Annotated in this window: 10 protein-coding genes; all 10 read right to left on the bottom strand. The window is 34.4% G+C overall.

Translation table 11 applies throughout. The features are described 5' to 3' along the window. Window positions 1-21 precede the first annotated feature (21 nt). Entirely contained in the window at window positions 22-468 is a 447-nt protein-coding gene (locus N7277_RS02800) for a GatB/YqeY domain-containing protein (RefSeq protein WP_213197203.1), read from the bottom strand. A 21-nt stretch (window positions 469-489) separates the two neighbouring features. Further along, the gene (ftsZ, locus tag N7277_RS02795) at window positions 490-2,409 is read right to left on the bottom strand and encodes a cell division protein FtsZ (RefSeq protein ID WP_274780238.1); all 1,920 of its coding nucleotides are present in this window, start codon (window positions 2,407-2,409) and stop codon (window positions 490-492) included. Window positions 2,410-2,461: 52 nt separating this feature from the next. Next, window positions 2,462-3,817, bottom strand: coding sequence for a cell division protein FtsA (ftsA, locus tag N7277_RS02790; protein WP_274780237.1), 1,356 nt, complete (start codon window positions 3,815-3,817; stop codon window positions 2,462-2,464). 19 nt (window positions 3,818-3,836) lie between these two features. Continuing rightward, window positions 3,837-4,658: a cell division protein FtsQ/DivIB gene (locus N7277_RS02785; protein ID WP_274780236.1), complete on the bottom strand. Its 822-nt coding sequence runs from the start codon at window positions 4,656-4,658 to the stop codon at window positions 3,837-3,839. A gap of 27 nt (window positions 4,659-4,685) precedes the next feature. Then, on the bottom strand, window positions 4,686-6,038 hold the full coding sequence (gene murC, locus N7277_RS02780; RefSeq protein ID WP_274780235.1) for a UDP-N-acetylmuramate--L-alanine ligase: 1,353 nt from the start codon (window positions 6,036-6,038) through the stop codon (window positions 4,686-4,688). Beyond that, window positions 6,035-7,135: an undecaprenyldiphospho-muramoylpentapeptide beta-N-acetylglucosaminyltransferase gene (gene murG / locus N7277_RS02775; RefSeq protein WP_274780234.1), complete on the bottom strand. Its 1,101-nt coding sequence runs from the start codon at window positions 7,133-7,135 to the stop codon at window positions 6,035-6,037. The genes murC and murG overlap by 4 nt, the downstream gene beginning before the upstream one ends. 67 nt (window positions 7,136-7,202) lie before the next feature. Continuing rightward, on the bottom strand, window positions 7,203-8,432 hold the full coding sequence (locus N7277_RS02770; RefSeq protein ID WP_274780233.1) for an FtsW/RodA/SpoVE family cell cycle protein: 1,230 nt from the start codon (window positions 8,430-8,432) through the stop codon (window positions 7,203-7,205). A gap of 23 nt (window positions 8,433-8,455) precedes the next feature. Then, entirely contained in the window at window positions 8,456-9,796 is a 1,341-nt protein-coding gene (murD, locus tag N7277_RS02765; RefSeq protein WP_274780232.1) for a UDP-N-acetylmuramoyl-L-alanine--D-glutamate ligase, read from the bottom strand. Window positions 9,797-9,888: 92 nt separating this feature from the next. Continuing rightward, complete coding sequence (gene mraY / locus N7277_RS02760) at window positions 9,889-11,127, bottom strand: phospho-N-acetylmuramoyl-pentapeptide-transferase (RefSeq protein WP_274780231.1); 1,239 nt, start codon at window positions 11,125-11,127, stop codon at window positions 9,889-9,891. A gap of 51 nt (window positions 11,128-11,178) precedes the next feature. Continuing rightward, window positions 11,179-12,639: a UDP-N-acetylmuramoyl-L-alanyl-D-glutamate--2,6-diaminopimelate ligase gene (locus N7277_RS02755; RefSeq protein ID WP_274780230.1), complete on the bottom strand. Its 1,461-nt coding sequence runs from the start codon at window positions 12,637-12,639 to the stop codon at window positions 11,179-11,181.

The following is a 12,639-nucleotide window of genomic DNA, read 5'->3' as shown; positions in this document are numbered from 1 at the left end:
ATCGTTAATATGAAAATTTAATTATGATAATAGTTTTTTCACCATTTCTGAGATGGATTTTCCATCTGATTTTCCTGCCAAAGCTTTAGAAGCAGTTCCCATAACTTTTCCTAAGTCTTTTAGAGATTCTGCGCCTACTTCGGCAATGATTTTTTTAATTTCTGCTTCTAATTCTTCCGCAGAAAGTTGAGCAGGTAAAAATTGTTCAATCACTTTCATTTGTGCCATTTCCACTTCTGCCAAATCATTTCTATTTTGAGCAACAAATTGTTCGTAAGAATCTTTTCTTTGCTTAATCATTCTTTGGAGAATGGCAATTTCTTGTTCTGCAGAAACATCAGCTCCTTTTGCTTCAGTTTTAAGCAAGAGAATTTGAGATTTTACTGCTCTTAGAGAGTCAAGAGCTACTTTGTCTTTTTCTCTCATTGCGGTTTTAATCGCTTCGTTTATGGTAAGTTCTAAACTCATTTTTTCTAAATTTTAAAAATTTTAATCTACGTCTTTGTTTAAAAACTTGTTTTCTCTGAGTTGTACTCTTCCGTTGTTTTCAGAAAGGAAACTAGAAATTTGCTGTTGAGAAGCATTTTCGTGACCTATATTGATGTTTTTTCTTCTGAAAGCAGGAATATTTTCGAATTCATTTTCGTTTTCTATCGTTTGATAACGAGAGTTAAACTCTTTCAGTTTATCTCTTCTTGCCTGAACTTTATCTGAAGCGGTATTTTTTTCTATAAATTTAAATTCCTCTTCAATTTTAGTTTCTGTAAAAGTGATTTTTTCTTCAGTGTGATTTTCAAAAACGGTTTTTACTTCTTCTATTTCTTCTGCAATTTTAAAGGTAAATTCAATAGGTTTTTCTTCAACTAAAGTTTTCGTTTCTGCTTTTGGTCTATAAGTTTCAACTGTTTTTACTTCTACAATGAATGAAATTTCTTCTTTGGTTTCTTCCACAGAAAGTTTTACATTTTCTACTTCTTGCGCAGCATTAAACTGAGTTTCTTCTATAATAGTTGTTTTCTTTTCTTCTGTTTCAAAAGTGAAAGATTGAGATTCTAAGACATCTTCATCATCAAATGAAAATAATTCTAAAACATTATTTTCTTGTTCTTCTACTTCAAAAGTTTGATGACTGCTTTCGATGCTTAAACTTTCGTCTTCAAAAAATCTAAGTTCCTCAATTCTTTCTTCCATTACAGCTGCTTGTGTTTCTGCAAATTGATTCACAGAATTACTAGGGAAGTCTGGAGTGCTGCTATCATTAGAATCATCTAAGAAAAACATGCTTTTTGATGAGTTTTGCATTGGGTTTTCTTGAAATTTTTCAGAAGAAGTTTTCCCAAATGGAGACTCTCTCTTAGCTTTAGAAGAAGAAGGAGTGTCTTCTAATGAATATCTAATTTTTTCGGTAGGACCTGCATATTTTTGATCATCCGCTGCAAAACCAGTGGCAATAACCAATACGCTGATAGAATCTCCCAATTCTGCATCTGTTCCCACGCCGAAGATAATATCTGCTGTGTTACCTGCTTCGCGCTGTATGTGGTCATTAATTAAGCCGATTTCATCCATAGTAGCTTCTTCGTTTCCACTTCTGATGAGTAGAAGCACGTTTTTAGCTCCTGTAATTTTATTATCATTTAATAATGGAGAGTCTAGTGCTTTTTTCACTGCTTCTTCTGCTTTGTTTTCGCCAGAAGCCGTTCCTGTAGACATGAGTGCGGTGCCAGAGTTTTGTAAAACTGAACGTGCATCACGGAAGTCTATATTTACATCGAAATATCCTGTAATTACTTCTGCCATACCTTTAGCAGCATTGGCTAACACTTCATCTGCTTTAGCAAAACCAGATTTGAAGCCAAGGTTACCAAATTGCTGACGAAGTTTATCGTTATTAATTACAATCAAAGAATCTACATTATTGCGAAGTTTTTCTAGACCAATTTCAGCTTGTTCTAGTCTTCTTTTACCTTCAAAACTAAAAGGTACGGTAACAATACCAATGGTTAAAATTCCCATTTCTTTGGCAATTTTTGCAATAACAGGAGCAGCACCAGTACCTGTTCCGCCACCCATTCCTGCGGTAATGAAAACCATTTTAGTATTATGACCTAGAACAGCTTTGATTTCATCAATACTTTCTAAGGCAGATTTTTCTCCAACTTCTGGGTCTGCTCCAGCGCCTAAACCTTCTGTGATTGCAGCTCCTAACTGAACTTTTGTAGAAATTGGGTTATTATCTAGTGTTTGTGCATCGGTGTTACAAATGACAAAATCTACTCCATGTATTCCTTTTTCGTACATGTGTTTTAACGCATTGTTACCTCCACCACCTACACCAATTACTTTTATGATAGATGAATTCCCTTTTGGTAAATCGAATGAAAACCCTGTATTTAATGTATTTTCCATATATTTTCGATGTATAAAAGTTACTTACTTATTTTAGTGTTATTCGTTTTAATTATTCTACTTCTTCGAAGAATTTTTTTACTTTTTCAAGGATTGATTGTCCAAAAGTAGGTTTGTTTTTCTTCACCTCTTCGATGTGTTTTGCAATTTCTTGTTCCTCGGTTTTTACATCTTCTACTGTATTTTCTGTTTGAGGAATTTCTATTACTTTTGGCTCTTCTACAGGTTTTTCAACAGGTTTTTTGTCGTGAATTTTTAAACTTTCCATCAATAAACCAATTGAGGTAGCAAACTCAGGAGATTTCAGATATTGGTTTTTGTCATTGGCAATATATTCATTGGCGAAACCAATTCTCGCATCAAATCCTGTTACATAATTGGCTAACTGGCGAAGGTTTTTAAGATTAGAACCGCCTCCCGTTAAAACAATTCCTGCAATCAATTTACGTTTTTGTTCATAAGCTCCATAGGCTTTTAATTCTGTATTTACCATTTCGAGAATTTCTTCTACTCTTGCATTGATAATACTTGCCAATGATTTAAGAGAAATTTCTTTGTCTGGTCTTCCGTGTAAACCTGGAATGGTAACAAACGTAGAATCTTTTTCTAAATCTGGAACGGCAGACCCGAATTTTACTTTCAGTTGCTCTGCGTGTTTTTCTATAATAGAACAGCCTTCTTTAATGTCATCTGTGATAATTCCGCCACCATAAGGAATGACGCAAGTATGACGAATGATGTTATCTTTAAAAATAGCAATATCTGTAGTACCACCACCGATGTCTACGATGGCAACTCCTGCTTCTTTTTCTTCAGTAGTAAGAACAGCTTCTGAAGAGGCAAGAGGTTCTAGAGTAAGGGCTTCCATTTCTAAACCAGCTTCGCGAACGCAGCGTGCGATATTTCTGATGCTTCCCATTTGACCAACTACCACATGGAAATTTGCTTCCAGACGTTTTCCGTGCATGCCGATTGGTTCTTGGATTTCGCCTTCAGAATCTACTTTGTACTCTTGTGGAAGCACGTGTATGATTTCTTCGCCAGGAAGCATGACCAGTTTTTTTACTTGGTCTTTTAAGATTTCTATATCTTCATCTGTGATATATTTATCTGGGTTTTCTCTCATAATGTAATCTGAGTGTTGCAGACTACGGATGTGTTTGCCTGCGATACCTACGGTTACTCTATGAATAGGAACTCCTGAAGATTTTTCTGCTTCTGAAATAGCAGCTTTGATAGAGCTTATCGTTTGAGAAATATTATTCACAATTCCTTTGTGAACGCCCAAACTTTTGGCTTTACCTACGCCTAAAACTTCAATTTTTCCGTGGGCATTTTTTCTGCCTACAATGGCAACAATTTTCGTGGTACCAATGTCTAAACCTACTGAATAATCATGTGTTTCCATATATTGCTGTTCTCTTTTTTTAATTAATTGTTTTTTCTTCGGTTTTTTGTGTTCCTGTTACGGTGTTTATTGTGGTTTGTTCATTTGTTTGTAAACTGTCTTCTTCGGGTTTATAACCGGAATTAAGAGTGGTTACGATTTGGTTATCATATTTTACAGAAATTTTAGAATATTTTTCTGGAGCTTGATAGACCAAATATTTTTCTACAAATGTTTTAAAACCTTTTACTTTAAAATCTATTCTATCTAAATCACCGATTTCTACTTTATAGTTTCCGTCGCTTGTTGCAAGATTGTAGTTTCCGTTTTCTTTTGTGATTCCTACAAAGAAATTTTTGCAGAAACTATCTTTGTTTATTTTTTCTATTAACTCAATGAGTTTTTTATACTCTTTCTTCTTTACATCGCCAGAAACCAGCATGCAAGGATGAGAGTATGTTTTAGAAATTGGGAATTCTATTCCTTTTTTGTCTACATAAAATCCTTTTCCACCATTATTTAATCTAAAAACGGGAACTCTTTGTTTGATATCTACATTCAGTTTTCCGTTCAGATTGAGGTATACGTTTGCACTATCCACAGCAGGCAATTCGTTTAATTTTTTTTCTAAACTCGGGATGTCTACATCGCCCACTTTTTTTGTAGAATTATACCTTTCTACAATGGTTCTAATGTCTTTTTCGTCTACAAAATAAACAGGTGTTGAGCTATCATTTAACTTAACAATGATAGATTGTTCATCAATTTTTCTGTCATTGAATCTCTTCAAAGAGAAGCTCAATAGAAATCCGAAGATGACTACTGTGACAAAAATTTTGAGAATTCTCCACTTGTTTTTCATAAACTTACTTCCGAGTTTTTTCTATTTTTAATTTTTCAATGTACCAATCCAATTCATAATTGGGTCATACAAAGTGTCTATGTTTCCTGCACCTACTGTAAGCAAAATGTCAAAATCTTTTTCTTTGATTTTTTCAAAAGCTTCGCTTAAACTGCACGCTTCTTTTTTCTCTAACTGTACTTTTTCTAACAACCAATCAGAAGTTACACCGTCAAAATCTTTCTGTAATTCTCTTGCTGGATAAATGTCTAATAATAACAATTCATCTGCTGCAGCTAAACTTTCTCCAAAACCATCTGCAAAATCTCTGGTTCTGCTGAATAAATGTGGCTGAAACACAACCAACAGTTTTTTATTTGGGTTAAAAGTTCTGATAGAACCCATTACCGCATTCAGTTCTGTAGGGTGGTGTGCATAATCATCTACATAAATCTTACCGTTTTCAAAAATATGTTTGGTATAACGTCTTTTAATTCCTTTGAAACTAGAAATCCCCTCTTGTAAAGCTGTAAAATCTGCTCCTAAATTGTGCAAAACAGCAATAGCAGCAGTTGCATTTTCTACATTATGCGTTCCCGGAATTTGCCATGCAAACTCTACTGTTTGTTCGCCTGCATGAAAATCAAACATCATCCAACCATCTACAATATGCAGATTATCAGAATAATAATCAGCTTCTTCATTTACCGCATATGTTTTACACGGTCTGCCAATATTTACTCCTTTTCTCACGAAAAGCTGGTCGTTTTCTGGCACTAAATCTGCAAAATCCCTGAAACCTTGTTCTATGGTTTCAGTATCTCCATAAATATCAAGATGGTCTGCATCAATAGATGTAATAATTGCCCAATCTGGTGAAAGGTTGAGGAAACTTCTGTCATATTCATCTGCTTCTAAAACAGACATTTCTGTTCCGTTAAAGATGAAATTTGACTTATAATTTTCTGCAATTCCACCTAAAAATCCTGAAAATGGAAGATCAGCCACTTTGCAAAGATGTGCTACCAAACTAGAGGTAGTTGTTTTGCCATGCGTTCCAGCTACCGCGATACAATTGGTATCTTCGGTAATCATGCCGAGAACTTTTGCGCGTTTTAAAACTTCAAAACCATTTTCATTGAAATAATCTAAAATTCCTAAAACTTTAATCGCAGGTGTATAAATCACTAATGTTTCTTCTTTCTTCAAAGACGAAATTTTCTCATCTACCATATCTTCAAAAGTGATAGAAATTCCTTCCTTCTGAAGCTCTGTAGTGAGTTTGGTTTCGGTTTTATCATAGCCCAAAACATTTTTCCCGGCAGCATGGAAATATCTTGCCAAAGCAGACATACCGATTCCACCGATTCCTACGAAGTAAAAGTTTTGATAGTTTTTCATAATGTCTTTAATATTTCATCTACAATTTCTTCTGTCGCTTTTGGTTTTGCAAAAAATTCTAAATTTTGAGCCATTTCCGTTCTCAAATCTTCGTTTTCGCAAATTTCTGAAAGCGTGTTCCAGAATTTATCTTTCATCTCTGTGTCTTTCACCATTTTAGCAGCATTTTTTTCAACCAAAGTCTGAGCGTTTTTGGTTTGATGATCTTCTGCTGCAAACGGAAAAGGAACTAGCAAAACTGGCTTTTTAGCAATTGCCAATTCCGAAATCGCTATCGCTCCAGCTCTAGAAACAATTACATCTGCCGCAGAATAAGCCATTTCCATGTTTTTAATAAATTCTACTATTTGAATGTTTCTGCTGTGAATGTCTTTCGTTTCTTCTAAAATATTTTTATAATCTAGTTTACCTGTTTGCCAAATGAGTTGGTAATCTTTTTCTAAAACTTGATTAATGTTTTCTTTCCAGCCGTTATTCAAAGTTCTAGAACCTAATGAACCGCCTACTGAAAGTATCGTTAACTTCCCTTTTTCTAAACCTAATTTTTCTTTGGCTAAATCGCTGTCAATGATATCAGTAATAATGTTTTTTCTGATAGGATTTCCTAAAAATAATGTTTTCGTTCCGTGGAAGAATTTTTCCATATTTGGATAGGCGGTGAAAACAGTTTTTGCCTTTTTAGCATTGAAAATATTGGTTTTCCCAGGAAGAGAATTCTGCTCTTGGATAAAAGTAGGGATTCCCATTCTCGCAGCGATGAATAAAGCTGGCCCGCTTGCAAAACCTCCTGTTCCCACAGCAAAATCTGGCTGGAATTCTTTGATGATTTTTCTAGCTTTAAGCAAACTAGAAATTACCTTAAACGGTAAATTAATATTAGCCAAAAGATTTCCTCTGTCAAATCCTGCGATGTTTAATCCTTCAATCTTGAAACCAGCTTGCGGAACTTTTTCCATCTCCATTTTTCCATTGGCACCCATGAACAAAAACTCTGCATCAGGAAAACGTTTTTGTATTTCCTGCGCAATGGCAACAGCTGGAAAGATGTGACCACCTGTTCCACCACCACTCATTAAAACTTTTAATTTTTTGCTCATATTATCTTGATTTAAAGATTTAAGAATTGAAATATTTAAAGATTACAACTCGTTCAATCGTTTAATTTTACGCTATATCATTTATTTCTTCTACATTTTGTTTTTTGCCCATTCCTTCTTCTTCGAAAGTGAGAATTCTTGAACTTACATTCAGAATAATTCCTAATTGAAGATAAGTAACCAGCATTGAAGTTCCTCCATAACTAATCAAAGGAAGTGGCTGTCCTGTTACTGGAATAAGATTTACCGCTACAGCAATATTTACTGCCAATTGCACGAAAATCATAATTCCTAAACTGAGCACCAATAAACTTCCAAAAAATGCCCGCATTTTACTGGCAATCATCACAATTCTTATCATCATAATCATGTATAAAGTGATAAGAACTAATGCTCCAAAAAAACCATATTCCTCTACAATAATGGCGAAAATAAAATCCGAAGCAGACTGTGGAAGCATCTGTTTTAAGGCAGATTTCCCTGGTCCCATTCCTGTAATTCCGCCGTGAACTATTGCTGCTTTTGCTTGGTTTACCTGATAGTTTTTTGCTTTAACTGTTTCGTCTTCTACATTTTCGTTTTTCTTAGAATTGGCAAAAGTTTCTATTCTACTTACCCAAGTATGAACACGATTGCTGCCAATTAAATCTGTTTTTAAAGCCAAAAACAAGAAAACTCCCACAAAAAGCCCTGATATTCCTAAAAATCCCAGAATGTATTTGGAGGAAAGTTGACCTATTAACATTACTGCTAATGAAACCATTAGAATCATCAATGCAGTAGACCCATTATCTTTGGCAACTAATCCGAAAACCAATAAAACAGGTCCGAAAATGTAAAATATGTTCTCTATCGGAAGTCTTTCTCTTTTAATTTTTTTAGTTAAATATCTACACAAATAAATAATTAACATGAGGTATGCAAAGCTTGATGGCTGAAAAGAAATAGGGGTTCCTGGGATTTTTAACCAACGAGAAGCAGACGCTCCGTCGATTTTTTGTCCTGTAAACATGGTTACAAAAAGTAAAATCACCATAATTCCGAGAAGGATACTGCTTAGTTTTCCGATGTGTTCGTATTTTACTGTTCCTACAGCTCTCATAATGGCTAAACCTAAGAAAACAAAAAACATGTGCTTGATAACGTGTCCCGTAGTTGTACCATTCTGCACAATGTATTCTAAGTTAGAACTTGCAGAATATACAGGGAACACGGAAAAGAAGGAGATTAAAATAATCACCATCCAAAGCACTTTGTCGCCTTTTAAAAGTTCAAATTTGTTTTCTTGTTGTTCCATTCTATAATTTAAAATTCAAATCCTTACTTTGAATTTTCTGTTTTTAAAACTTCTTCTTTAAATAATTGTCCTCTATGTTCATAGTTATTGAATAAATCAAAACTTGCACAACAAGGAGAAAGTAAAACGGTATCGCCTTTTTCTGCTAAAGATTTCGCAGTTTTCACCGCTTCTTCCATGCTAGAAGTATCTACGATAATATCTTTTTTGTCTTTGAAAAAATTAATGATTTTAGCATTGTCAAGCCCTAAACAAATAATCGCTTTTACTTTTCTTTTTACTAAATCTTCTATTTCTGTGTAATCATTTCCCTTGTCTGTTCCACCAACAATCCAAATCGTTGGGGTTTTCATGCTTTCTAAAGCATAGTAGGTAGCGTTTACATTGGTTGCTTTAGAATCGTTGATGAATTTCACACCATTAATTTCTGCCACACCTTCTAATCTGTGTTCTACCGCTTGGAAAGTCATCAGAGAATTTCTAATGCTTTCGTTGCTGATATTCAATAGTTTACCAGCGATAGATGCTGCTAGGCTATTGGCAACATTATGCGTTCCCATCAGAGATAAATCTTCTATTTTCATAGAAAACTCATCGTGAAGTTTTACCACAATTTTCTCCTCTTCTGTAAAACCTCCTTCATCAAATTTTTCCTTCATAGAGAATGGAATTTGCTTCACTCTTAAATCTAATTTTTGAAGCAGTTTTTGACTCATTTCATCATCTTTATTGTAGATGAAATAGTTGTCATTTTCTTGATTTTCGGCAATTCTGAATTTTGCCAAAGCATATTCTTCGTAATTGTAATTGTATTGGTCAAGATGGTCTGGACTCAAATTCAATAATAAAGAAATATATGGTCTAAAATTCTGAATATCATCCAGTTGGAAGCTACTAACTTCCAGTACATAATAATCAAAATTCTCTTGCGCAACTTGCATTGCGAAACTTTTGCCGATGTTTCCACCTAAACCTACATTCAAGTTGTCATTTTTCAGAATGTGATAAATGAGCGATGTAGTAGTGGTTTTCCCATTACTTCCTGTGATGGCGATGATTTTGGCGTTGGTAAATTCTGCACCGAATTCTATCTCCGAAGAAAGTCTGATTCCTTTCGCTTTGATTTTTTGAACCATTTCAGCTTTCTTAGGAACTCCCGGAGATTTTATGACCCAATCTGCAGCAAGAATTCTTTCTTCATCGTGGTTTTTTTCTTCAAACTCGATTCCGTTTTCTACCAAAACTTTTTTGTAATTCTCTTTAATTTCGCCTTTGTCTGAAAGAAAAACTTCCAAACCTTTAGTTTTAGCCAAAATTGCAGCGCCCACTCCACTTTCTCCTCCTCCTAGAATTACGACTTTCATTTTTTCCATTTCGATTTTTATTTCAAACCTTTTTATTTTGTTGGATTAAAAACCAACGTTATAATATCTTTCGTTCCTGTGGAACTTAATTTTTATCTAATTTTCAGTGTTATTAAACAAATAATCGCCAACATAACTCCTATGATAATCATTCTGTTAACAATTTTGCTTTCATGGAAACCACTTTTCTGATAATGGTGATGAAGTGGAGACATTTTAAACAATCTGTTATTCTGAGCGTACTCTAATCCGTACTTTTTCTTTCTGTATTTAAAAACCGCTACTTGCAGCATTACTGAAAGATTTTCGATTAAGAAAATTCCACATAAAACTGGAATCAATAATTCTTTTCTTAAAATAATTGCCAAAACAGCAATTACACCTCCTAACATCAAACTACCAGTGTCGCCCATAAAAACTTGAGCTGGATAAGTGTTGTACCAGAAAAATCCTATGGTTGCTCCAATTAAAGCAACTGCGAAAATGGTGGTTTCTCCCATGTTTGGTAGGAACATAATATTCAGATAATCAGCGAAAATGATGTTTCCAGATAGATAGGCAAAAAATGCAAGTGTTCCTAAAATCACCACACTTGTTCCTGCAGCAAGTCCATCAATTCCGTCTGTAATATTGGCTCCATTAGAAACCGCTGTCACAATGAAAATTACCAGTGGGATAAAAATAATCCAAGCCCATTCTTCTTGTGAAGATTCGTCCATCCAGAAAAGAATTTTGCTGTAATCAAACTCATTGTTTTTCATAAATGGAACAGTGGAAATGGTTTCTCTTTCTGCTGGAGCAAAGTTTTGAGAAACGCTTGTTCTGTTGATTTCGTGAGCATCAGCATATTTTCTTTTGATGGTAATGTCTGGGTGAAAATACATGGTTACTCCTACGATTAATCCTAAACCAACTTGTCCTATAATTTTAAAAATTCCGCTTAAGCCGTCTTTATTTTTCTTTACTTTTTTGAGATAATCGTCTATAAAGCCGATGGCGCCCATCCAAAGCATGGAAACAATCAACAGAAGAACGTAAATATTAAATTTTGTAAATAAAAGTACAGGAATAATGGTGGCAAAAATGATGATTAAGCCTCCCATAGTTGGTGTACCCTCTTTTTGTTTTTGTCCTTCTAACCCGAGATCTCTTACCAATTCTCCCATCTGTTTGTTACGCAGATAATTGATGATTTTTTTACCATAAACCAGAGCAATCAGCAATGAAAAAAGCACAGCAAAAGCCGCTCTGAAAGAGATGTATTTCAGTAAGTTTAATCCAGGAATGTGAATTCCGTGATTGGTAAGATATTCGTATAGATAGTACAACATATTTTCTAGTTTTAGATTTTAAACGCTTTGAATTTTTCTTTGCCTTTAAAATTATTTACTCATTAATTTATATAACTCTACAATCGTTTCTTTATCATCAAAATGATGTCTCACTCCATTGATTTCTTGATACGTTTCGTGGCCTTTTCCTGCTACGAGAACAATATCTTTAGGCTCAGCGAATTTTATCGCCATTTTTATCGCTTCTCTTCTGTCTGGAATAGAAGTGTATTTGCTGAAATTCTGCGGTTCTACACCCGCCTCAATTTCTTTGATAATATCTTGAGGATTTTCAGTTCTCGGATTGTCTGTGGTAATAATGGCCAAAGTAGATTTTCTGGTTGCAATTTTTCCCATTTCTGGTCTCTTTGCTTGATCTCTGTCTCCGCCACAACCGAAAACAGTGATTAATCTTTCGTTTTTGGTTCTGATTTCGTTGATAGAATCTAATACATTTTCCAAAGCATCTGGAGTGTGAGCATAATCTACGATGAAGAAAATTCCGCCATCAGATTTTATGGTTTCAAATCTTCCGTTTACTCTTTTTAGAGTTGAAATCGCTTGTAAAACTTCTTCTTCATTGAATCCTAATTCCACTGAAATAGCAAAAGCTAGAAGTAAATTATAAACATTGAATTTCCCCGTTAAAGTCGTCCAAAATTCTTTTCCGTTGAAATTCAGAAGCATTCCATTGAAGTCTACTTCCAAAATTTTCCCATGATAATCTGCCAAAGTTTTCAAAGCGTAATCTTTCTTTTTCGCTTTGGTATTTTGTAGCATTACATCACCGTTTTTATCATCAGCATTGGTAATCGCTACTGCAGATTCTGGCAACTCATCGAAGAATCTTTTTTTGGTTTTAAGATATTCTTCAAACGTTTTATGATAATCAAGATGATCATGAGTAAGATTGGTGAAACCCGCTACAGCAAAGTGTAAACCCTCAATTCTGTCTTGATGAATTCCGTGTGAAGAAACTTCCATAAAAGCATATTCGCAACCGTTTTCTACAGCTTTTGCCAACATTTGGTTCAAACGAATTACATCTGGAGTGGTATGTGTAGATGGAATGATTTCATCTCCAATTCTGTACTCTACGGTAGAAATGAGTGCGCTTTGGTAACCTAAATTTTTGAAAATATCAAAAAGTAGAGTAGAAGCGGTGGTTTTTCCGTTGGTGCCTGTAATTCCGATTAACTTTAGATTTTCAGAAGGATTTCCATAAAAATTAGAAGCAAGTTTGCCTAAAGCTTTAGATGAATTTTTAACTTGAATATAGTTAATTCCATCGATTAAATTTTCGGGTAAAACTTCGCAAACAATTGTTTTCGCTCCCTTTTCAATCGCCGAAGAAATATAAGAATGTCCGTCTGAAACGGTTCCTTTTATAGCAACATAGAGCGAACCTTCGGTAACTTTTCTGCTATCGAAAACGAGTTCTGAAACCTCAGAATTTAAATTTTCAAAAGTTTCTAAAACGGGAATTTTATGTAATAATTCTGATAAAATCAT

The sequence above is a fragment of the Cloacibacterium sp. TD35 genome, assembly GCF_028864635.1.
In the GTDB taxonomy this organism is placed as follows: Bacteria; Bacteroidota; Bacteroidia; order Flavobacteriales; family Weeksellaceae; genus Cloacibacterium.
The sequence above is the reverse complement of the archived record's forward strand: the minus strand, read 5'-3'. Positions and strand labels throughout refer to the sequence as shown.